This is a genomic window from Parashewanella hymeniacidonis (assembly GCF_016900895.1).
GTDB lineage: Bacteria > Pseudomonadota > Gammaproteobacteria > Enterobacterales > Shewanellaceae > Parashewanella > Parashewanella hymeniacidonis.
The window spans coordinates 1-26,429 of record NZ_JAFEUN010000007.1; the positions used below are offsets into that span (position 1 = coordinate 1).

Below are 26,429 nucleotides of genomic sequence, written 5' to 3' on the forward strand. Positions count from 1 at the left end.
GCATGGTATCAGTGCTTATTATGGGAATGTTGCCGGACAAGATGTTAAAACTTATTTAAATGCAGAGACGGGTATTTATGCTAATCGTGGAGCTGTAGAAGTTGATGGCGGAGAAATCTTTGCTAACGGCGGGTACGGTGCCTATGGTGAATCATCGACAACGATCGAGCTAAGCAACATTTGGTGGGGTGCTACGGATGGTCCTGGTGGTGAAGGTGAAGGCAGTGGTGATGAAGTTAATGAGGTTATTGATATTAGCTCACCGAGTACTGATGGAACTGAGTATGCGTATTTCAACGCAGGTGGTGAGAACTCAGTTTCTTATGGTATCCCGTTACCTGTTGTTAGTGGTGATGCTTCGCAAGCTTGGGGGAATAAGCCTTATGAAACTGTACATTTTGCTTCTTCAGATGAAAGTATAACTGTCAATTTTACCGGTTTAGATGTAAATGCGAACTATGAACTATTGCTTACTTATTTTAATGAATTAGAAGAATTGACAGAGCAGATCGAGTCAGTTAATGGCGTCAATTTCAAAGCAACTAAAATTTATAAAAATAAGAAAATAACGAAATACAGTAATATTTCTCCAAGTTTAATTACAGATGGAAATTTAGATCTAGATATTACAGTTACGGATGGAGTAAGAGCTTACTTATCTGAAGTAACTTTGATTAAAAGTGATGTCGCTTCACCACCTACAGACACTTTAGGTATCACTCTTTCTAGTAATGCAACTAACGGGATAGTAGGCACAAAAGGCGTTGTATTAGAAGGGGATTACTCTTCAGATACTCAACAATTTACAATTGAGGTCGGCATAACAGATCCTAGTGGGAACCAAATATTTTATCCAGTAAAAAGTTATGGTTTAGGTAAATGGACATTTAATTGGAAACCAAGTGTATCTGGTGAACATCTGTTTATTGCTCGAGTAAGCAACAGCAACAATTTGTCTAGTTACTCAAGCTCCATTACTCTAAATGCAGAATTAGAAAACAGTAACAAAATTATTAACTTTATAGGGACAGTGCAAGATGGCGCCATAAATCTAAAATGGCAAAATGCTTGGGATGTTGAAAATCCTCCAATTAAACTTGAACTTTATAAAGCTACTAATGGTAGTACTTTCTCCGTTGAATCTCAGTTATCAATAGATACTTATAGTTATATTGATGAACAGGCCAACATTGGGGATAGCTATAGTTATTATTTAAGTGCTGTTGATGTCAATGGTAACGAGAGTCAAAGTTTAGTCGTTGGCCCTATTTATATTTCAGATGAACAAGACTCCACACCACCTTCAGATGTTGATTCTTTAAACGCTCAATATAGTCTTGATGAGGATGGTCAAATATACGGTTTTATTCATTGGACTCCAAATGGGGACTCCGATGAAATAAACGAATATAGAATTTACACTTCTCTTGATAGTGGTCAATCTTTCAATGAGAGCTTTATTTCTCTTAGTAAAAATAAGAGAAACTTTATGCCTACTAACCTTTATCAAGGGGTTAATGCTACGTACAAAGTTACTACTGTTGATTCTTTTGGTAATGAAAGCGAGGGCATCACTGCTGTAATCAATATATCTTCTATTGCGCCTAAAGCCATCGTTATTGGTGGACAGGTATCGGGTGATTGGACTATCTCCGGTGGTATTTTCCATGTAATTTCTAACCTTACCGTTACAGATGGCACTACTTTGACCATACAAAATGCCCCAGTATTTAAGTTTGCTAGAAATATTAGGTTGAAAGTTGACGGTAATTTATTTACTGATTCAAAAAGTGATGAGAGAAATATTGTATTCACTTCTATAGAAGATGACTTTAAAGGTGACACAAATGGTGACCAAGACACTACCGTCGCTGCTGCCGGAAACTGGGATGGTGTTTATGCCTATTACTCCGAGAGAACAGTATTAAATGGTGTTAAAATCTTATTTGCTGGACGTCAAGGTTATGCTTTTCAGTCATACTATTCGAACCCAAGTTTAAATAATATTGAAGTTAAACAAAGTAGCCAAGACGGTGTTGAGTTTATTGGTGGTTCATTTAACCTTCAAAATTCCCTGATATCACAAAATGCTAGTAATGGAATTTACCTATCAAGCTCTGCTGAGGGTAAAGTAATTAATACTTATAGTCGTAATAATAAAAATGGCCTTTATGTATACTCAGGTACTGTTGGAATTGAAGGAAGCGAGTTTTCGGCTAATTCAAACTTTGGTTTGTTCTTCAGAACAACGAGTAATTCATCATCACTAAAAGCTAATAACATCACTGGAAATGCTAGAGCATTACAAATACCAGCAGCCATATTTCCTGATAATAGCAATGTTATCTTTCCAAATGATGATCCTGCAGTTCACATTTTGAGTGGTAATTTACCTAATAACTCGGTTTTTGGTAGCTATTATGATCAAACTAATACTCAATCTGCTGTTTATGTCCTACATGGTAATATTGAGATTATTTCTAAAAACACCGTTTCATTTGAACCTGGAGTAGTACTAAAAGTTAATGGTGGTTTTAGTCTTGGTGTGCAAGGTATTGCGAAATTTTATGGTACCGAAGTAGAGCCAATTTATGTAACATCTTATCGAGATGATAGCGTACTTGGGGATACCAATAGGGATGGAAACAACTCGGTACCTCAACGAGGTGATTGGAATGGTTTACATTTTAAACCAGGGAGTTACACAAATCTAAGTGAATTAAATAATGTACGTCTAAGTTATGGTGGCTCAAATGGTGCAATGCTGTCATTTGATGGTGTAACAACTTCAATTGAGACAACAGGCGTAGTTGTTAAAAATTCCAAACAAGATGGAATATTGGTGAAAAATGGTTCATCGCCAGTATTTAAGCAAAGTGAAGCCAGTTTTAATTACCGTAACGGTATTACATTAACAGGTAGCAATAATTCGATTATTCAATTTACAAGAATATTTGGAAATGGTGCGAATGGCATTGATATTTCAGGAAATGCAAATCCTATAATTTCAAATGGATGGCACTTTGGTGATCATAATTCTGCACTCAACAATTCTACATCTAACCAGATTGCAGCGACAGATAATTGGTGGGGTGATTTCGATGGAACTGGCCCAGTAATTGACTCTGACTCCAATGGAAGTGGTGAATTTGTACTTGGAGACGTTATAGTCGATAACTTTAAAGACCATAATGAACTTCACTATAGTTATATCAATTTTGACCAAAATAACTTAGTTAAAAAGAGTAATATTGCTGGAATAGAAATCCTACGAGGCACTTTGTCTAATGAATGGGATCTCAATCATTCACATCCAGGCAAGACGGCCTTGATGGATAGTGATTCTGTCAGCCTTAAAGCTTTTGGGTTAGAACCTGAGAAAAGATATAAAATTGGCCTTACTGTTTTCAATGGAGACAGTAGTGATACGTTCTTCCAAGTATTGGTTAATGGAGAGCATTCGTTATCTGAGTTGTGGGCACCTAAAAGCTCTCCTACAGTTTTTGAATATTCACTACCGAGCTCTTCATACGTGTCTGGTGAAGTTGAAATATCTTTAACTAACTTAAATTCTGATACGTCATTTAGAGTTGCATTGGCCGAATTGTTTATTTTTGAAGAAATAGATGATGCTATTCCTCCTATTTTTGAATCACTAGATTTTAATGACTCTGATGGCTCTAATTCACTAACTGCAGGCGATTTACTGAGGTTTAGCCTTTCTGAGGAAGTTGAGTTAGTGTCAGGAAAGCAGCTTATTGCTGAAGATATCCTTGTGACAGACTCGAACAGTTCGTTTGGAAGTGATAGTCAACTTGTATTTTCTGAAGACAAAAAATCTCTAAAATTAATTTTAGGAAACACCTCAAATTTAAATGATGGAGATATCATATCTATTGATGGCTTGGTTGACCGTTCCGGCTACCCTGTTATTGGCCAGCAACCTATAAAATTAATAGATACAGTCTCACCAACTTTTACGAACTTTCAATGGTTGGATTCAGATAATTCAGGACAACTGACAATTGGTGATAAATTCATTTTCACCTTTAGTGAACCAATGAATACAGCTTATTTGAGGAATGATACTGCGGATGCTAATGCCAATTTAAAAACAACTTCAAACAAGAAGTATGGTTTAAAGAATGATATCTCATGGCAAGCTAATGATACAGAAGTTGTAATAACAATAACTGATGGATTTACTTTACAAGGTGATGAAGTCGTATCTCCTACATTATTTGTACAAGACATTGCAGGAAATGGAATTGAAGGGACAATTAACCTTCAAGGTAAAGATACAACGCCACCAAAACTAACTTCTATACGCTTTAATGATCTTGATGGCAATAATGCTGTCTCAGTAGGTGATTGGTACGAGTTTAATTTTAGTGAACCAATCTCTCCAGCTGGATTGTCAACAAGTACTGACGAAGCTAATCGGAATTTAGCTCCAGAAGGTAAGCTATATGGTCTATTAAATATCATTCAATGCAATGATATCTATGATTCATGTAGGGTAACAGTCACTGAAGGTTTTACTATCCAAGGTAATGAAACGGTTGAACCAAGTGAGTTTTTGACGGATCGTTCTGGAAATAGGTTCTCAAATACTTTGAAATTGACTCTGGTTGATACTATTTCACCAACTATAGAAACTGTTTCAGGTTCGCAAGAAAGCCCTGTTGATAGCTCTATTCCATTCAAGTTGAAGTTCTTATTCGATTCAACAATGAATCCAGATATTGTGCCAGAAGTCAATTTAGCTTCAGCTGATAAAATTTTATCTATAAGTCAAGGTACTTGGACGAGCACACATAGAGAAAATGACACATATACTACAAATAATATTTCACTAACTCCTGAGCAGGTTGCACCAACAAAGGTGTCAGTATCTTCTGCTGAAGATATGTCTAAAAATGTTCTTGAAACAGCGAGTGAAGTATTTGAGTTTTTTGTGCGACCAAGTAACCCTGAATTAATAGGGGTGAAACCGTACCCTCAACAAAATGTTATAGGTGAATCTTCAATAACATTGAATGGGATAAAACAAGGTAATACTTCTGTCTATTACAACGGCGTACTTATTGCTCCAAGTATAGGTATTAACTGGAATTATACGCTGAGTTTACCAGAAGGGCAGTCTTCTCACAGCTTTTACGCTGTTAATGCTAATGGTATACAATCGAAGCAAAAGCTAGTTTCTTTCGTTGTTGATTCAATTGCCCCAGAAGTTATCTCTGTTACACCATCAGATAATAGCTATTTATCAGAAAGCCAGCCGTCTATATTTTTAGCTGTAAATGAAACAGGTTCTGGTGTAGATCTTAATTCAAGCGAGTTCTCTTTAACTTTAGAAGGAGACTCAGTTTTAATTGATGTTGAACTAGCTGATAATGAAATATATTTCACTCCAAAGCAGCCCCTGTCTGAAGGTGAATATGAAATTTCAGCACAGTTATTTGATAATGTCGGGCATCATGGCAACAGTTTTACTAGTCAGTTTACTATAGATAAAACGCCACCAAGTACTCCATCGTTAACTAATGGATTGCCAAGTAATACCAATAATAAGTTCATTACTCTTACAGGCATTAAAGATAAAGGTGCAGGTATTGTGATTAATGGCGTATCTAAAGTTACGCCAAATGAAGCTCAGGTCTGGCAAGCTGAACTAGAACTTATTGCTGGTCAAAACGTGATAACCATTCAAGCGAGAGACTATGCTGGCAATATCAGCTCACCGCTTCAAGTTGCTATTAATTTTGATGATCAAGCTCCAGGTGCAGTTACCCCTAATTTAACAAGTACACCTTCTGGTACAGGGATTGAGATTAATTGGCAAAATTATGATGAAAGTGCCAATGGAGGAGATCTTAGTCGATATAGAATATATATTGCGCCGCATGCTTTTAGTAGGGCTGAGCAAGCTCAACTGGTCAGCGTTATTAATGCTCCAAGCAAAAGTACTACGTTAAACGGGTTGAATCGAAACCAAACTTATTATGTAGCTGTTCAGGCAGTTGATATTGCTGATAACTTCTTGACGGATTTGATTGCTTACAATGTAAATTTATCAGATTCATTACCTCCATCAGATATTTCTCAACTTAATGCTGACATTCACTCTCAGAGTATGCTTTTGTCATGGGAAGCTCCAATAACTAACGCTGAAGATTTAGGTGGGTATAAGCTTTATGTCGATGGTAATACATCAATAGATTTGGCAAGTAACGCTACAAGTTATCATCTAACACAGCTTACAAAGGCGACCAGCTACAAAGTTAAAATAACCACGGTTGACGTGAGTGGAAATGAAAGTAATGGTTTTAACAAGACATTTGTGACACTGGTTGATAGTCCAATTGATGTAACTGCAGAGCCGAAAAATGGTAAAGCAATACTAACATGGCAAGCTTCACAACCAAGTTCCTTGGTTTCAAGCTATCGTTTGTACGCAAGTTCTTCGCCTTTTAGTAATACAGAAGGAATGCAGCATAAGGCCAGTATCACTTCTGGAGACCTTTCAGGAACAGTATCTGGTCTTCAAAATGGAAGTCGTTACTATGTTGCTGTTGGTGTCGTTAATTTATCAGGTGCAGAAAACCATGTGGTCAGCTCCATTGAGGTGACGCCAAAAGCTGACTCAGAAGGTCCAAACATTCAGTCAGTTCGCTTGCAAAGCCAAGTACTATCAGAGTCTCAATCTAATCAGGTAACCGACTCTGGGTTCTTATCAGTAGTGGCTTTAGATGAGAGTAAAGTTACAGAAGTTGAATACTATTTGGATGGTGCATTGATTGCAAAATCATCTTCCTCGACTTCAAATTTTAGTGTGTCTTTAAGTATTGAAGATATTCAGGATGGAACGCATGAGTTAACAGTTAAAGCAATAGACTCTCTTGATAATAGTAGTGAAAAATCGTACAACTTATTAGTGAATCTATCAGTTCCTGATGCACCAATAATTACGTCACCTCATTCAGGTATTGTGACAAATGAAGTTCAGCAGCAAATTGTTGTTTCTAGCCAAGCTGGTCTAGATGTCCAATTATTCTTAAATAATAGTGAACAAGGTTGGAAAGTTATAACTGCAACAGGTACAGCTAGCTTCAATGTCGAGCTTTCTGAAGGGGCTAACTCTTTATATGCTGTATCTAAGAACAGAAGTGGTTTAAGCGCTCAATCTGACTTAGTTTCTATAGAATTAGATACGAGTTTACCTAAAGCTCCAAATAATGTTTCTGCATTAGCAAAAGAGGCTGGTTTAATCCGTTTATCATGGAACTTGGTATCATCAGAAGACTCACTTACCTATGATGTTTATCGCTCAGAAAGCGTTTTTGACACCATCACACAAGCAAATAAAGTTAATTCACAGCCTATTGTGGTAGGGGAATTTAATGATAGCCCAGAACACGATGGAAACTATTACTATCGAATAGTTGCTGTAAATGAACTTGGTACATCTGGTTCTCCGTCAACCCTAGTAACAGCAGCATCTGATTCTATTTTACCTTATGCCGATAGTGTCCATTTTGAAGCAAAAGGTGCATTTGATTCAGCGACGAATACCTATGGAGTCGGTACAGTTGAAGTTCGTTTGATTGTCAGTGAAGTCTTACTTACACGCCCATTCCTCAGTTTAACAACAGAAGGTAATACTCCATTAGCCATTAACTTGTACAAAGTTTCTGACTACGAATATCAAGGCACTTTTGATATTCCAGAGAACTATGCTGACGGGAAGGGGTATATCTTATTCTCAGCACGAGATAAAGTTGGGAACCGTGGCACGGAAGTTAAACAGAATAAAGAAATTTTGATCGACGCAGTAGGAGCTAGAGCTATTGATGTTGTTAGTTCACCTGCTAGCCCGATTAAGAATGATCTTGAAGAGCCAGTTAATTTTGTTACTAATTTTAGCTTTGATGAAGCGATTAACGAGAGTAGCTTACAAATCAAATTGCAGGTAAATGAACAAGAACCAGAGCTTCTAGAAACACTAGAAAAGCAAGATAGTGGTATCTGGAAGGTTGAATTTGAATTACCTACAGAATTAGGACTTGAGAAAGTTGATAACCTTTCATTATTGTATAGTGTCTCTGATTCTTTAGATAATAAACGTAATGAAGAGTTACTTCCAAAGGTTATCCAAGTATACCAAGGTGATCTCCCGCCATTAGATAGTCCATTCGGTTTGAAGGCAAATGTTAAACCTGAAGGAAAAGTTGAGCTTTCATGGTACAAGGTCGAAGACGCTTATGGGTATCAAATCCAGCGCAGAAGTGGAGAACAGACTGAGCCTCAAATATTAACTGAGGTATTAAATACTGAAGCTTATATTGATTCTACAATGGGTGATGGTGAGTACTATTATTCGATTGCGACAATCAGAAAGCATAACGGTTTAACGAGCTTAAGTAGTTTTAGTGATGAAGTTAAAGCGATATCAGATAGTGTCGCACCTGAAGCTCCGAAAAACTTGAGTGCAGATTTGTATCCCAATGGGGTTGGATTAAATTGGGAGAACGAAGGAGCTGATGAAGGCATTAAATTCCGTCTCTATCGTTCTAATTCTACTGAAATCTCTGATGTGAGTGATTTAGAGCCAATCATAGATAACATTATTAGTCTACAAGCCTTAGATACAACGCCTGATCCTGATAATGCTGGCTATGTTGTTACAGCTTTTGATAATGCAGGAAATGAGTCAGTTGTTTCAAATACTGCTTATTTGAATACAGATTTACTTCCTATTACAGAAGTGAAGCTAATAAAGCTTGATCAACAAAAGCCAATTTTATCATGGGAGCATAGAGGCCAAGGAATTGATGGATTCGATGTGTACCTTGAAAAAGGAGATGTAACCCTTCAACTTAATGCTAACCGTCTGCAAGAAAAAAGCTTTATAGATGAAAGTTACAGTCATGGCAGTCGAGATTATAAAGTTATTGCCGTTGATGCAAATGGCGTTGAAAGTTTAGCCAAACAAGTTCATTTACCGCTGATCGATACCGAAATCCAACAAGATGCAAAAATCAAAAAAGGTGTAATGAACCGTCTATTTTTCGATGTGATTAATAGTGATATTTCGAATCTTTCTGGTGTGCGGCTAAAAGTAAATGTAGGAGAGCATGAACATTACTCTTCAACTTTTAATGTTGCTGCTGGCGAGACAACTAAGGTTGAAATTGTATTAGGTGGTTATGAGTCTCTTGAAGCCATTGCTGAATTACAGGTGTTCGCAATTTTAAAGCCAACTGTGACAGATGAAATACACATAGGTAAGACTGTAACGATACCTGCTTCGGAATCTAGCTATGTGCTTTCCTTAGAAACTGATGCATTCATTAAAGGTGGTGTAGGTAAGGCTAGGTTTAGATTGGAGAATACTTCAGAACTTGAGGTTGAATTAGAGACAGCCAGTTCTCTTGCTAAGAAGAACTCAAGAGAGATTGAATTTTTAGTCAAAGATCAAGATGGAAATGTCTTATCTACAAGTGGTTTCAAACAGGGCTTAGGAGATAAAGTTGTCACTATATCAAATGGAGTAACAATTGCTCGAGTAGCCGCAGGTGAGGCCTTTGTTTCTGATTGGACAGATATAGAGCTGCCAGAAGGTTCTCCAGATGAAGTTGTACTTGAGATGAGGGTTAAGCATTTTAGCTATCACTTAGATAGAGATGATGAAGTTGTACTTCAAGGGACTTCGACAAGAAAGACTTTGATGACTGAAGCAAGCCCTTATATAGGAATGGTAAGTGGTATTACTCCAGTAATTTCTTATGGTGATGAGCCAATCAATATCGTTGGTCACGTGCAAGATCGTTATACAACAGAATCAGTAGCTAATGCCAATATCGATATTGTTATTAGCGTTAACGGCTTTGAAAGGTCAATTACGATTGCTTCTGACAATGATGGTAACTTTAGTTATGACTTCATTCCTCAGTCAGGAGAAAGTGGTGTATACAGAGTTTCAGCTGTTTATCCAGGAATGACAGATAGACCTGAACATGGAGAGTTTAGAGTTGGTTTGTTAACCGCCAATTATAATTCGTACCGCTTAACGTTACCTAAAGGTACTGAATTTGACATACCCATGGAGTTAACCGCTCACGCTGGTGCTGAATTTGAAGGTGTGCATTGGGTAGTTACTCATGGACCGCCTCAAGGGATACAAGTAAACGTTCCGCCAAAGATGGATATCGCATCATCTTCTGAGGTTTACACGCCAATTAAGTTTAGTGCTTCTTCTGATGCACAAGAAACGGGTTCAGTTAGCTTTGCTCTCAAATCTGTTACAACGGATGAGCGTACTCTAGCTAACTTGGAGGTTAACTACACATTAAGTGAAGCAGCACCAGCACTTTATCCTTCGCCAGCTCAAATTGAGACTGGTTTGACTCTAAACGGTGAAGCAAGCGAAAGTATTTCTCTTGAAAATAAAGGAACCTTAGCATTACAGAACTTAAATGTTCGTTTATTAAATAACGATAACTCCAATGCACCTAACTGGATAAATATAGTTAGCAACGTAACGAATGATGTTCTTGAGGTTGGAGAGAAAGTTGAATTATCAATTGCGGCAAAGCCAGGAGGAAGGGCAAACCCTGGAATTTATCGATTAAAACTAAGGGTAACAGCTGCTAATCACCCAACAAGAGATATTCCTGTTTTTGTATCAATAGTTGAAGACGGTTTTGGTGGCGTTCAGTTTAAGGTTTCAGATATTTATACTGCAACCTTAGATGAAAATGGTGATCTTATCCGTGGTTTATCTGGAGCAAGTTTGGATCTGCAAAATATTGATGTCCCAAATATCAAATATCAAGCGATAACTGACGAACTGGGTGAAATCTATTATCCAGACGTTCAAGCAGGGAACTATCGATATAGATTATCAGCCAATAAGCATGAAGACTTAGTGGGTGAGGTTCGTATTGTACCAGGAGTTGTGAGAAACCTTGACTTATTCATGAACTACTCTCTAGTTTCAGTTGAGTGGGTAGTGAATGAAATCACTATTGAAGATCGTTATGAAATCATTCTTAAAGGTACCTTTGAAACCGATGTTCCAGCTGCAGTAGTGGTGATGGAACCATTCAATATTAGCCTGCCTGAAATGGTACAAGGCGATGTATTTAATGGTGAATTAACACTAACAAACTACGGATTAATTCGTGCTGATGAACTGGAATTATACCTTCCTCAATCTGATGAGTTCTTTAAGTACGAGTTTTTATCATCAGTGATTCCAGAAACATTGGAAGCTGGTCAAAGTATAGTTATCCCTTACCGTGTGATCAGCTTGCAATCATATAATCCAGCAGAAAATGGGGATGCATCGGGTGGTGGTTGTTCTAGCTACGGAGCTTGTGCTTCGGGTAAATATAGCTTTGATTGTGCAAATGGCGTAACGAGTTCTGGTTCTGCACGAGCGTGCTGGACAGTGCCAGCTTCAGGCTCCTGCGGTGGCGGCGGCGGTGGCGGCGGCGGTGGCGGCGGTTGGTGGTACGGTGGTGGCGGCTCAGGCTCTGGTGGCTCTAGCAGCAATAGTGGCTTAGGTGGATGTCGACCTAACGATGATAAATGTAATCAACAGAATAACGGAGGCGGTAGTGGTTTTTAAATGGATGCAATATCAAACTAAACTGAACGGTTTGATTATAAAAAGTTGGTTACTATTCTTGTCACTTATTTCTGCGCCTTTAACCGCAATGGAAGTGATACAGCAGGGCCCTGATTTTAGTAACGGTCGCTATCAACAAACTGTGCGTGATATCCAAGTTAAAGTAATGGGTGGAAATGTCTCTGTTTTCCGCCAATTTGAAGATGGTGAATGGGTATTTTCTAAATCGTGGAGCCCAATTAGTTATGCACAGTCTAGACTGCCAGGTTCAACAAACTCTGAAGACGCAATTGTTATTGATGATACCAGAACCATAATTAGAAACGGTTATCGTTATTCATTAGTAAAAGAAAGCGAGCCTATGTTGTACCGTTATGATGACGGTACTTTTATTGAAAAGTTAATCTCAGGCTTTAAGTGGTCTGACCGAAATGGTAACTGGATTGAATACGGTGAAGATAAGCGAATTACAGCATATGGAAATATTCAAGGCGTTGTCGCTCAATTTATCCATAATAATGAAGGTCACTTAGATGAAGTACATGATCGATTTGGCACTAAAGTTCTTGATTTTGCATATGAAGGTGATTTTTTAAAAAGTGTTTCTGACCATAAAAGCCGAATTGTTAAATATTATTGGGATGAAAAAGACAGGTTAAATAAAGTCACGGACGTTCGTGGACAAGATTGGCTTTATGAATACGAAGAGTTTGATGTCGGCAACAGCAGTAGCATGTTGCCTCATTACATTTCGAAAATAACTGATCCTGAGCAGCGTAGTACTACGATAAAAAATCGAAAAGTAGGTGGCTCAATAAAAAAAGAGTGTTATGCCACAGGAGGACAAACAACTCGTGAGGTCCAAGAAGTTGTAGATCCTGATACTGGTGCAGTTACGATTGAAGTAGTAGAAAAAGATTCTGGGAGAGCAAAGGGCTTGTATTGTCGAAATATGACAATTCCTAACCAAGTTATTACAGAAGCTTTAATCGATAATGATGAAAACCGCCACTCTTATCTTTATGATTACTCCGCAGAATTCAAAGCTTACCTGTTACAGGAAGTCGATGCTGATGGTGTTGAAACTCGTAAAATTTTAGGCCCAGACGGTTCAATATCACGGTTGTATCGAGGAGATGAATTAGTATATAGCCAAGCTAGAGTTGACAAGGTGATGTTGCAAGCTGATACAGCAGGTAACAAAACCAAAATTAACTATGATGATTACAACAATATTCTTCGTTTACAAAATCCTGACGGCTCTTATAAAAGCAACACATATCATGCTCAATACAATTTTGTGACTCGTTCAGTGGATGAGAATGGCGTAATTACAGAAATTATCTATAACGATGATGCTATGCCTGAGCAAGTGATTGAAGCAAAAAGTCGTAGTGAACAACTTGATGTTTTTTATGAGTACAACGAAGAGAAGTTACCATCAAAAGTCGAATACATAGGGCTTAATGGTGAGCAACGAACCTTTGAATATGAATATGATGCCTTTGGGAACTTAACTAAAGAAACCATTAATGGCTCAGTTGTACATCAATACAAAGATTTTAGCGCTTTAGGAAATGCGAAAACTTATATTGATCCAAGAGGAAATACTTGGAAGTACACCTTTGATGCTTTTGATAACGTTCTGACTGAGACAGATCCACTAGATAGAGTTACGACTTATGAATACGACAAAGTTAGTAATCTTTCCAAGATAATTCAGCCTAATTTGGCGTATGAAACTTATACGTATAATGCTAGAAACCAAATTAAAACAATTACTGATTCGTATGACAAGATCAGGCAATATCGGCATAATGTCCAAGGCGAAGTTACCGAATTTACTGATGAGCAGGGGAAAGTTCGTGGAACAGTGTTTGACAGGCAAGGTCGACCTCAATACCGTTTTGATGGTAACCAGTTGCAGACAAAGTTTTTTACAGGTAAAGACCCTGAAACGGGTGAAGGGGCATTTGATACGCTAAATAAAGTTGAGTATCCAACGTATTCACAGCTCTATAAGTATGACGATCGTAAACAAATCTCTCAGTTAACCATTCTTGAATCGAGTAGAAGTAATACATACAACTATCAGTATGATCCTTTAGGGCAAGTAATTTCTGCAACAGATCCAAACGGGCACAGTACTTATTACAGTTACGATGCACGGGGAAATGTAACTGAAGAAGATACATCAGGACTTGTTTCAAAATACAAATACAATGCTTTTGGCGACTTAATCGAGTTTACTGATCGAAACAACTTTGTGACGACGCTGGAGTACGATAATTTTGGCCGAATTATCAAGAAGAGCAGAGCAGGATTTGGTGATTGGCAATATGGTTATGATAAAGATGACAATCTGATATCGCAAATTAGTCCTGAAGGAAATGAAATAGTCTATGTCTACGATGAGGCTAATCAATTAAAAGAGGAACTTTGGTATACAGGTATAAAAACCAATGGTGATGACTCGTTAACCCCGTCAAAAGTAGTTACTTATGAATACGATGCAAATGAGCAATTAATCAGTTGGTCATCAGGTACTTTATCAGGCAGTTTTGAGTGGGACAAAAACGGTTTTTTAAGCACAGAAACAGTCAACTACGGCAGCTTTAGTAAGACGTATCAATATCAATATTATGATAATGGAACAATTAAAAAGTTCGTTATGCCTCAAGGGACTGAATATAGCTATGAATACGATAATAATGATCAGCTATTACGCCTCAAAATTCCTGGCGAAGGTTCGTTAAGAGTCAATGAATATCGATGGCAAGCCCCAGCAAGAGAAACACTACCAGGTGGTATTGAGCGCATAACCAGTTATACGGACTTGCTTAACACTGAAGAAATGCAAGTGTCTTCAGCTGAAGGTGCTCCATTATTAGTACTTGGCTACGACTATGGTACAACTCAAGAAATTACAGAGCGCAGACAAGATGGGCTTGTAACTAATTATCAGTATGATGAAATCTATCGTTTAGAGCAAGCTGTCACAACAGATGAAAACGGTGAATCCAGAACTGAAACTTATGAGTTAGATGCTAACAGCAACCGCATCGGTAGCCATACAACATCTAATTGGCAATATAACGAAGCAGGTCAACTTGTAAGCCGTGGTGAAGGTCTTACTCTGGTAAGTTATAAGTACGATAAAAACGGTAACCAAGTTGTAAGAAGTGACATAAACTCTCGCTTAAGCTTTATCTACGACCAACAAGATCGCTTAGTTCGTGTAGAAAATGAAAAGCAAGAAGTTATTGCTGCTTATGAATATGACCCTTTTGCTCGTCGCTTAAGCAAAACTGTTGCTGGTCAAACGACCTACTTTCTATATGCGAATGAAGGGGTCATTGCTGAATATAATAGCCAAGGCCAAGAATTAGCCCACTATGGTTATAAACCTGACGCTGAATGGGGTACTTCTCCCGTATTCCTTTACACCAGCTCGAAAGATACTTCAGTAACAGGAAAGAAATACTATTATTTCCATAATGATCAAATTGGTACCCCATTCAAATTAACAGATAGCAGTGGCTTTGTTGCTTGGGATGTCCGTTTCGATGCTTTTGGCAATGCACTCCTTTCAAATCAAAACTCAATTGAAAATCCGCTGCGTTTCCCCGGTCAGTACTTTGATGCCGAAACGGGGCTTCATTATAACTGGCGTCGTTATTACGACCCTGAAATTGGCCGTTATATCACCGCAGATCCGATTGACTTAGCAGGCGGGCCGAATCTTTATACCTATGTTGATGGTAATCCAATCAGCAGAATCGACCCGAATGGTGAATGTGGAATTTTCGGCGTTTTTGCTGGAATACTTCTCGAGGTTGGTACAAGTATTGTTACCGGGGATTGTCCTAGTTATACATTAACCGATGCTATTGGTGATGCCTTCTGTGGAATTGGTAAATTTGCCAAACTTGCTAAGTTGGCTTCTAGGTGTAAAAAAAATAGCTTTACAGGTGATACGCCAGTTCACACTGAAAGCGGCTTGGTCGCAATCAAAGATGTGAAAGTTGGTGATAAAGTTCGTGCCTATACCGAATGGAATGGTAAAGAGCAGTATGAGCTTGTTGAAGATATTATCACCAACACCAAAGAATATTTACTTCTCAAACTCACGCTGGATAGTGGTGAGGTTATTGAGACAACCAGCCAACATCCGTTTTATATTTTGGGGAAAGGGTGGGTAGAAGCTGAAGACTTACAGTTAGGTGACCCTCTTTATCGAGGTGATAGAGCTGGCACGCTTTCAATTACTAATATTGATAGCCAGACCCGTGTAGAAACGGTATATAACCTTAGCGTAGTTAATGCCAATACTTATTTTGTTGGGCAAGATAAGGTATTGGTGCATAATGCTAAAAAAGGGTGTCCTTATTTTAACAAAAAAAATCGCCCTTGTTATGGAGCTAATCAAGTTGAAAACGTTTGGAATAATCAATCTAAAAAAAGAGCTGATGGAAGAGTTTTTGACCCAAATAATGGAGTAGAATTAACCTGGGATAGAACAAAGTCTCGTGGTGGGAAAAAGCCACAGTGGGATATGGGGCATAAGCCTGGTAAAGATTACGCCTCTTTACATTATAGCTACATTAAAGGTGAAATATCTAAAGAAGAATTTTTAAGTCAATACAGAGATCCTGATAATTATCATCCAGAAGATCCATCTTCTAATAGAAGTCGTAAACATGATAAACCTAGAAAAAAGTGCAAGTGAGGCTTTTGTGTATACAAAGTTAATTGAGTCGATAAAAAGCCATAATTTTCCTATATTCCTTTCTTTAATTAAAGAAAGGAATATAGATAGTCCCCTTGACAGTGAAGATCAAACAATTCTTCATATTGCTGCAAAGTACGACTTCATTGATGCAGTACTATATTTTATTGAGAAAAAAGGGAACTTGAATTATCAAAATGTGTTTGGAAATACGGCATTACATTTATGTGTGGAATATAGGAGGATTAAGATAGCTTCTTTATTGCTAGAATTTGGTGCTAGGTTTGATATTCCAAATCAAGACGGAAATGAAGCTCTTTGGTATGCAATTAATGTTTATGACAAGAATGATTTGGCTGCTCTTAAGTTATTATTGAGATATACAGATCGAATTTTTATCGAAAATAACTACGGCGTTTCTCCCTATTCACTTGCACAGCGAATAGGTGATCAGTTTGTAATCGATATTCTTAATCAATGTGAATCAAATATTGAAGGAAGTATACAAGATTCATTTGATCAACTGAACTTTAACTCTTCACCTTCAACAATTGCTAAATGGGTCTGGGATAATTTAATACCAAGTAGAGGACAGGCATTGACTATACAAGGGGAATTATTTAGATCGATTGAAAAACTTAGGTGGGAGACACAAGAAAATGGTTGTGTCAACTGGGATGAAAATCATTGTAAATTTATTGATTTCATTGAACGTACTCTGAATGAGAGTAAGTTATTTTCTTTAGGCGAGTATAAGAAAATAAATAGATCTATTGCCTTATTGAGAAAGATAGACTCAAAAAATTTTTTTCAATTTTCATCTGAAGTAAATGATGTTTTATTTGATGAACTTGAAGGGTTTTCTGTGAGATTTTTTGAAAAATATAGAGAGCTTATTTACCGAGATGTTGATCTAGAATTGAATCGCTAAACAAGAGTAAATATACCTTATCGAGGAGCATAGCGACTATTATTAATTACTCTTATAAATTATCTAAAACTAAATTTAACAGCTTTAAGAAAAGGTTGGGATTAAGACTGCCAAAAGATTATTCCAAATTTTTAGAAGAGCACAATGGGTTAATCTTAACTGATGGAACATATTGTAACCTTCCTTTTATAAAGGTAGATGACCAGCAAATAGGCTTTTTTATTTTATATTCAGTAGATGCTCAAAATGAAAGGTACGATCTTGAAAATAATAATGATTATTCAGACGAGTTAGAGGAACATTTTCAAAAAGCCTTAATTATTGGAGATGATGTCGGTGGGAACTTTTATGTTTTAGATTGTAAGTGTGAATCTGGAGTTGTTTATTACTGGGATAGAGCCCGTATTCATTTGGATGAGGGATATGATATTCCAGAAGTGGATGAAGAAGGTAACTTATATAAAGTTTGTAACAGCTTTAATGAATTTTATGAGCTAATCATGTCAAATGTTTCTGGAAATCGAGATATAGAAACTAGCTTACTCTAAAGGTTTTATTGTACATAAGATGATAAGAAAATTAGCAATTTTAACTCTATTAGCTATTGCCGCACATCAAGGCTGGCAAAAGCTCGCCCCAAAACCAGAGCTGGAACCTATCTTTGACTCAGCCTATGTTGCCGTGTACGGGCGTAACACTTGCGGTCATACTCAAAGATTAGTGAAGCAGTTGAAAGCACAAGGCTATACACCGCATTATTTTTCAGTTGATGATAAAGCCGTGGCTGATGAACTGCATGAAAGAATGGAAAGTCAAGGAATGTCAGTAGAGCGGTATGATTTGCCGGTGGTTGATGTCAATGCCAATCTACGTATTCGCCCTTCTTTAGAGAATGTACAACAAATTTATAGAACAACAAAATAAGTAAATTAAACTTTAAGGGAATAACAATATGGCTAAGGGAAGGTTTAAAGCTCATTTTCTAGAGCGCTTAAAAGCGAGCTTTTTTGTATTAGCATTACTTATAACTTTCCAGTCCTCGGCGTTTGGCGAAGATGACCCCATATGCGCTGTTGTAAAGATTGAAATACCCCAAGAGTTGACCCTAGAGCGTCAAGGTTTTGAGGCCATTATGAAAATTAATAATGCCCTTGAAGATGATGCATTAACCAATATAAGCGTTGAAGTTGAATTTACCGATCCAGACGGTGAGCCTGTTATTGCGAGTAATGACCCTAACCACCCAAACGCCAGCTTTTTTATCCGTATTGCGAGTATGGAAGGCATTGAGAATGTTTCTGGAACGGGGGAGTTAGCTCCTAGTTCTAGCGCTACTGTAAAATGGCTGATCATTCCTGCACCTGGTTCTGCTGGCGATATCCCTACCGGAACATTGTATTATGTCGGTGCTAAGTTATCTTATACGCTGAATAACCTTGATGAAACAATCGAAGTTGCTCCAGACGAGATTTTTGTTCGTCCTTTACCTAATTTAACCCTAGACTATTTTTTGCCTAGCGATGTTTATGCTGATGATCCTTTAACTACAGAAATAGAGCCTATTGTACCTTTTACTCTTGGTGTTCGTATAAGCAACAATGGCCAAGCTGCAGCAAATGAAGTGAAGATTCAATCGGCACAGCCAAAAATTGTAGAGAATAACCAAGGCTTAGCGATCGATTTTAGAATCACGGATTCTTATGTAGGTAATGAGCCAGTTACCAACTCCTTATTATTAAATTTTGGTTCGATTCCTAGCCAAGAAAGTAAAACTGGGCGTTGGATTATGGAAACCACATTAAGTGGTCGTTTTACTGAATTTGATGCAAGCTTTTCCCATGCCGATGAATTAGGTGGCTCACTGACGTCTTTAATTGAATCTGTTAATACTCACTTATTACTCAGAGATGTATTAGTTGACTTGCCAGGTAGAGATACCGTTAACGATTTTTTAGTAAATTCGATTGATGGGATGATGGTTTATGAGTCAGATAGCGTCGATACATCCGTCATTAATTTAAGTAATGAAGCGAGTTTAACAGGTACTGGCTACACCAGAAATTTAGATCTTATCCCTGAAGTTGGTGCTTTTTATGTTGTACTAGATGATCCTTTCCAAGGCGAAAGGGTTTTAAACCAAGCGCTCAGAAGTGATGGTAAGCTGATAAATGATTCCAACGTATGGCAGAGTAAACATTATTTAAAAGATGAGAAACGCTGGGAATACAAGATTCATTTATTTGATGCTGATTCAAGCGGTCATTATGTCTTCAGTTTTATTGATGCTGTTCAGCTTCCTGGGGCGCCTGTTATGCAATTTATCCCCGATTGGACAAGTGCAGAAGGGCAACAAATTGGCTTTTTGATTCGGGCAACCGATCCAAACAATGATCCTATCTCTTTTAACATTCAGCCGATGCCAGTAGGAGCTGCTGTTACTAATATTGAGCCAGGGTTAGCAAGGTTTAATTGGATTATTGCGAAGGGACAAGCTGGTTTTTATCCAATTACTGTTTCTGCCAGTGATGGCACTTTGTTTACCAGTCAAGAAGTTATGTTACAAGTTAACCCTGAGCACGATACAGATGGTGATGGGTTAGATGATGCTTGGGAACTAGAGCACTTTGGCACTCTAGAGCGTGATGGTAGCGGTGATTTTGATGGCGATGGAATTACGGATAGAGAAGAATTCGAACAAGGCACGAATCCAACGATGCAGGATGGACCAATAGCGCCAGCTATCGTTGAACCAAACAATAGCGAAGTGATAGAAGATGAAATTAGGTTGGTTGTGGAAAACTCAGTTAACCTTGGAAGTAATCCGTTAACTTATTACTTTGAGATTTATGCCGATAGTCAGTTTACTCAACTTGTGGCTGAATCTAATACCGTTCAAGAGTCAATCAGCCAGACAAGTTGGTTAGTACCAAGCAGTTTGTTGGAGAACGCAACTTATTACTGGAGAGCTAGAAGTTACAATGAAACGCTTTATAGTCCTTGGAGTAATGCTGAGTTTTTCATTAACAGAGTAGACGAGGCTCCTACAAAGCCATCACTTAACAATCCCATGCTCGGTAAAGAAGTTGATGATGTTTTGCCAGTTTTGAGTGTCATTAACTCGGGTGATCCAGATGGTGACGAGCTGACATATAAGTTCCGAATTTTTGCTGACGAAAGTCATGAGGTTTTGATTGCTGAGTCTGGTTCTTTGCTACCAAATAGTTCAGGGGTAACGGATTGGCGAGTAACTGAAAGGCTTGAAGAGGGTTCGACTTACTTTTGGCAAGTTTCAGTTATAGACAGTGATGGACTAGAAACGACCAGTGATAACTTTTGGTTTGTTGTCTATGTGTCAAATAATGCACCATCTGCACCATCAATTATTTCACCTTTAAATGATGCTGTAATCGGTCATCAAACGGTTGATATTGCAGTATCAAAAGCCGTTGACCCTGAACAACAAGATATTAGTTATCATTTTGAGCTCGACGTTGTTTCAAGCTTTGACTCTGACACTAAAAGAACTGGTGTGATTTTTGAAGAAAATTCACAAGTAATTTGGATAGTAGACGAGCTGAAAGATACTCAGAAATATTATTGGCGTGTTAGGGCTCAAGACAGCATGGGGGCGTATAGTGAGCCAACAATTGGTACATTTACTATCGACTTACAGTTAACGGCTCCTATTGCTCCTGTAGTAAACAATCCAGGTGATGGTTCATGGGTACAAACAAACTTGCCACTATTATCAGTTCATCCTGTATTAAACAGCGATCGACCAATTGAAACTTATGAGTTTGAATTATTTTCAGATGGAGCATTAATCCATTTATTGGATAGAGTAAACAAGACTCAACCAGAGTTCCAAGTAGCTAATGAATTGCCGGACAATTCATGGGTACATTGGAGAGTGAGGGTAATTGATAATGCCGGGATCAGTAGTGATTGGAGCACTCCTTCGAAGTTCTTTGTAAATGATAAGGGGATTGATGAGGCACCTTCTTTTGTTTGGGTATTACCGAATAAGAACAATGTGATAGCTTCTGGAGACTCATTAGATTTAGCATGGAGTGCAAATGATCCAGATAGTGAAGCTTTAATCTCGCTTTATTATATTCGTCCAGAAGATGGACTAGTTGTTGATAGCCAAGATACTGGATTTTATGCTTTCGGCGATGCATGGCAAGTCGTAGTGAATGATGAAACTGGCGACAGTTATTATGAATTCACTGCTAATGATGGTATTGCTATTGCGTCATGGGAAATACCAGTAGCTTTGGCGGGTAAATATGAAGTACAAGTTTATTGGCCGCAAACAACATCCGTTTATGCTAGAAAAGTTGCTTATCAATTCGAGAGTAGTGATTCCAGCCAAACAACCTCGAACAGTTATCAGCTCGAAGAGCCTGTCGCTGGATGGAATTCACTAGGTGAATATGAATTGTCATCCGGTAATTTTAAAGTGACGCAATGGAAAGAAGGTTATCCTAATCGCTTTATTGCAGCAGATAAAGTAAGGCTTACTCCTATTGATGTACCTCAACAACAAATTGTATCGGGCTTAGTTGAGACGCAAGATTCTGAAGCGTCGATCTATAAATGGGATACAACTGAGTTAAATGATGGTTCCTATCAGTTATTGGCCAAAATACAAGATGATTTAAATGAAGTCGTTGTTCTTTCTCCATATTCAATTACTGTTAAACAGCCATCTGCGATTAGAGTCAACAATGAAGATGTGTTTACGGTAAATGGAAACTGGGAAGTCTTAGCTGTTGATGATGCAATAGGTGGCTCAGTACATTCAATTGAACTATCAGAAGGGCAAGCGAGTCTGACCTGGAATGTAAATATTGAGAGTTCAGGGTGGTACAAAATTAATTCCTTTGCATTACCTAGTTTTGATAATGAAACTGTATCACTTTATTTGAGTAACACTCAGGAAGAAATTAATTTAGGGCTGATGACTAATGTTTCTAACCCTCGTTGGGTAAACATTAATCGCTTGTGGCTTAGTAGTGGGAACTATACATTACGAGCTATTGCTAATGCAGGTGGTATTGCTGCAATCGATGCTATTGAATTTGAAAGAGTAGAAGTGTTGGTTGGTAATGATTCTATTGTCGATAATTTAAATATTGGGTTCAGCTCGTCTGGAAACTGGCAATCGACAAATGTGGGGATTGGGCATGAAGGTTTAAATTACCTATTAGGGTGTGGGGCAGAGGCTACTACAGCAGACTGGCAGGTTGAATTACCAGAGTCTGGATACTATGAGGTGATGAGTAAATGGATCACACGCCCTAATAGAGCTACAAATGCCAAATATTCTATCTCGCATATGAAAAATGGTGAGGTGGTTACTTCAGAATTGTTAGTTGATCAACAAAAAAATGGTCGAAGCTGGCAGCATTTAGGTGTGATTGAAGCAGATAAAGGTCAACTTTTAATTAATCTTTCTAATGAAAATGCAAATGGCTGTATTGTTGCTGATGCAATTAGAATCAAAAAACTCGCTGAACCAAGTCTTGTGCTAGATAACATTCAGGAGCAATTTAAAGTCGGAAGTGGTAGCTGGATCATAAATAACACCTCATCAGGCTTTATGGGGAAAGACTATCATGAATCGAGCGACTATAACGCTGGAGCGCAATGGTTCACACTTATACCTTTAGCTGGCAAATATCGTATAGAGGCTCGTTGGACTTCTGGAGTCGAACAGACATCAAGTGCAGAGTATAGAGTTATTTCTAATAAAGATAGGCTTGGAAGTAAAAGCTTTTCTCAGAGGAGTAATGGTACAGAATGGAAAGAACTCGGTGAATATCATCTAAACAGTGGTGAGTTAAGAGTAGTTATAAAGAATAAAGGTCAGGGAAATGTTATTGCTGATTCAATAAGAATTACGAGAATAGATTGATGTCAAAGTACTGGAATAACATAATCAGGTATATATCCTCAGTGGCACTAGGCTGTTATGGCATTAGTGCCTTAGCAAATAGTCCAAGTAGTGATGATTTTAGTTCACTTCAATGTTACGCAAGCAATGAAAAAAATTATACCTATAACTACGATTTAGAAACTTTATTAAAAAAAACACAGTTAAGACAAAAAGAGCATTATGTTTTTTCACTAGAAGAAATCCCTAAAAACGCTCTTATTATTGATGTAACTAGTAGTGATGATTTTGTAGCTGGAACATTAAAGCTACCAGTTCATTCGTTGAAGCTTAAGAAGTATTTGCGTAATCAGAATATTATCTTACTTGGTAATGGAAAGAATTACGCATCTATTGAAAAAGAACTCAACAGCATAAGGGCGTTTTTGAGCTCATCCGTCAAAATATTTTACGGTGGTGTTAATCTTTGGCGTTTTCAAAGAGGGGAGCCAGTTAGGTTAACAATTAACGAGATTCTTCCTGCTGAGTTTGTTACAGAGTCTAAATCTGGCAAGTGGATCTACATTGAGAATAAAAAAGATCTAGAATTCACGCTGAATATGCTCAAACATATTGACACATTCGATCGATTTGCCATTATTGATGATGAGCTATTCATACCGAGTCATAAAATCTCACCCAAAGCTAGTTCAGCTATATTTCGCTTAAAAGGTGGTAAGAAAACGCTAAAAGATTATATGGCGGAACAAGGAATAATTATCGCAGCCAAAAAACAAAAGGAATTGCATGACCAGTGTAGTCAAACTTTGTAGTATTTTTTTACTCTTAATTTTAATTGCTTGTAAAGAGTCTGTATTACTTGAACGTTTCGAAAATTCAAATGCCAATCAAAGCAAGCTATCCATCCGAGATATCACTTTCAGGTTTGAGGTTAAAAATGTTTCTGGGAAACTTTTAAAAAATAAAGTTGCTACATTTTCTGTTCCAATGACTGCATCTGCGAGGCATAAAGTTGTTGGTACACAATCAAATATCAATGGCGATATCGTTAGAGATGAGCTTGGTAATAGTTTTTATAAAATTAAATTCGATACTTTGGTTCCTTTTGAAACAAAGTTAGTGACGATAAAGGCTCAATTAGAGCCTATTCCATATAAAAAAGTAGACTTAGATATTGAAGATAAAAGTTTAATTTCGCCTAGTAAATATATGCCATTCTTAAGAAAAGAATTTATTAGACCTCTTAAAGAAACCAATGCAGAAGATGATTATCAAATAAAGCTGAATGCTTACCGCTGGGTATCGAAGCATTTAAACTATGCCTGTTATATGCCCAGAACTTTTGGTGCTTTGTATGCTTTGGAGAAATCAAAAGGGGATTGTACGGAATATATGTACCTTCTAGCATCATTACTTCGAGGACATAATATACCTACAAGACTGGTCGCTGGATATGTTTACGAAGGAAATCAAGTTACTCAAGCAGCAGATTACCACAATTGGGTTGAAGTTGAGGTCGATGGTGTATGGAGGGTTATGGATTCTCAATTACAACATTTTGAAAGAGACGATTATTCCTATATTTCTATGAGTTATATATCTGATTCACTCTCATCGGGCAAAAAAAGATTTAAAAGCGATGATGGTCTAGTTATTAAAATGTTTTGAATTGTACAAAATCTAAACGGTTTGATGTTTAATTTATGTTAATTTATTTACATTTTGATACATACTCATGATAATCCCACGCCAAGTGCATGATGCACTTATAAAATATAAAAAGGATTAAGAATGAAGTTTCATAAAAGTTTACTGTTATTGGGGTTACTCTCTTCTACTTGTACATATGCTGAGCCTTTAGTCGATGAATATGGTTTAGAAATCAATTCAAATCACAGCATTAGTATGTTTCCAGAACCTGAAAGCGATTTACATACCAAATCGAATAAATTTTCTTTATTAAGAGATAGTAAGGCTGCTAGTTCATCATCTTATGGAAATACCTGGTCAATTTACTCTAAAGAAACGAGGCGTCACTGTGAGTGGTGGGATGGAGAATTACCTAGAGCTGTTGAGCCGATAAAGCAGACATTTTCATCAAAAGCAGCATCTGATACCAGTGGCAGTATTTCGAATTCGCAATCGGTTGGAACGCAAGCTATAAACAGAAGAACTTGCCGACAATGGACTGAGTATCCTGCTTACACCTATGGAACTGCTGATATTTTTAAAAGTTATGATAATGTTCTAGATAAACCTGTTGTAGTTGTTCAGCCTTATATTATTGATATTAAAGGAAGTACTTATTCTTCTAGTCAATTTTATAATGCAATTAATGCAGGTGATTTGGCAAATAGCCTTAGAAGTGCTGGTTATGATGTTATTTTGTATCGTTATCGAAACCAAGACAATGGCGTAGTTTTTAATGCTAAGGGTGTCCAGCGCTTATTAGAAAAAATAAATGAGCAAAGCGGTATCTCTTCAACTTCATTTATCGGTTTATCTATGGGAGGAGTTGTTGCTCGATATGCTCTTGCAGATCTTGAAAATAAGGGGCAACTTAATGATGTTGCTACTTTTATTTCTTTTGACGCACCTCACCTTGGAGCGAACTTCCCTAAATCTATACTTGATAATACCAATAGATTGTTAGATAAAGTAGATAGCCGCATTTGCGGATTAAGTTCAGACTGTAGAGATGCTCGCAGAAAGTTAAAAGGGGTTAAAAGTAAGTTAAATACGAAGACCTTCAAAGAGCTTATTTTTACGATTAATAAAAGTGAACGTTCTACTTTGCTATCTCAGCTAAGGAGTGTTGGACATGTTGATACAATTCCGACACTAGCATTGACTAACGGTGCAAAAAGTAAAACACAGGGTTATCCTCACTCTAAATTAACCACCCACTTCAAATTACATAGAAAGTGGTACAATGGTGGGAGCAAATATTTTAAAGTGAATACTGTTCCTAGTGTTGATAATGTAGCGGGTGGTTACAGTGATTTTTATCAAGAACTTTCAAACTTGATTAAACAACAACCTCACCCGATAACACCTTATGTAACTGTTGGTCAGAGGCATTCATTTGTATCTACAACTTCAGCACTTGCGGGAAGCGAAAGTAATTTCACAGAAGTTGCAAGTTATCCATCTTCAAATGAAGCACATATGGATTTCCCTTATCCGAAAAGATTGAAAATCAGGCAATGGCTTGATACCTATCAATTCTAAAATT

9 protein-coding genes are annotated in these 26,429 nt (G+C 37.5%); all 9 read left to right on the plus strand.

From position 1 onward, the window contains the following. Positions 1-11,635 (plus strand): fibronectin type III domain-containing protein (locus JQC92_RS02620; RefSeq protein ID WP_204998192.1); only part of this gene is annotated, 11,635 nt, incomplete at its 5' end. Beyond that, positions 11,625-16,364, plus strand: a complete 4,740-nt coding sequence (locus tag JQC92_RS02625) for an RHS repeat-associated core domain-containing protein (protein ID WP_204998193.1) — start codon at positions 11,625-11,627, stop codon at positions 16,362-16,364. The genes JQC92_RS02620 and JQC92_RS02625, both read left to right, overlap by 11 nt. Beyond that, the gene (locus tag JQC92_RS02630; RefSeq protein ID WP_204998194.1) at positions 16,336-17,295 is read left to right on the plus strand and encodes an ankyrin repeat domain-containing protein; all 960 of its coding nucleotides are present in this window, start codon (positions 16,336-16,338) and stop codon (positions 17,293-17,295) included. The genes JQC92_RS02625 and JQC92_RS02630 overlap by 29 nt, the downstream gene beginning before the upstream one ends. 41 nt (positions 17,296-17,336) lie before the next feature. Further along, the gene (locus JQC92_RS02635; RefSeq protein ID WP_338049486.1) at positions 17,337-17,843 is read left to right on the plus strand and encodes an SMI1/KNR4 family protein; all 507 of its coding nucleotides are present in this window, start codon (positions 17,337-17,339) and stop codon (positions 17,841-17,843) included. 19 nt (positions 17,844-17,862) lie between these two features. Continuing rightward, a complete protein-coding gene (locus JQC92_RS02640) occupies positions 17,863-18,219 on the plus strand; it encodes a thioredoxin domain-containing protein (protein ID WP_204998196.1) in 357 nt (118 codons plus the stop codon). A gap of 28 nt (positions 18,220-18,247) precedes the next feature. Continuing rightward, positions 18,248-23,215 carry a golvesin C-terminal-like domain-containing protein gene (locus JQC92_RS02645; protein ID WP_204998197.1) on the plus strand — a complete coding sequence of 1,656 codons (4,968 nt, stop codon included), beginning with the start codon at positions 18,248-18,250 and terminating at the stop codon, positions 23,213-23,215. A gap of 41 nt (positions 23,216-23,256) precedes the next feature. Further along, positions 23,257-24,006 (plus strand): hypothetical protein, encoded by a 750-nt coding sequence (locus JQC92_RS02650; protein WP_204998198.1) that lies wholly within the window; start codon positions 23,257-23,259, stop codon positions 24,004-24,006. Then, positions 23,981-24,862: a transglutaminase-like domain-containing protein gene (locus JQC92_RS02655; protein WP_204998199.1), complete on the plus strand. Its 882-nt coding sequence runs from the start codon at positions 23,981-23,983 to the stop codon at positions 24,860-24,862. The genes JQC92_RS02650 and JQC92_RS02655 overlap by 26 nt, the downstream gene beginning before the upstream one ends. A 123-nt stretch (positions 24,863-24,985) precedes the next feature. Beyond that, the gene (locus JQC92_RS02660) at positions 24,986-26,425 is read left to right on the plus strand and encodes an esterase/lipase family protein (RefSeq protein WP_204998200.1); all 1,440 of its coding nucleotides are present in this window, start codon (positions 24,986-24,988) and stop codon (positions 26,423-26,425) included. Positions 26,426-26,429 lie beyond the last annotated feature (4 nt).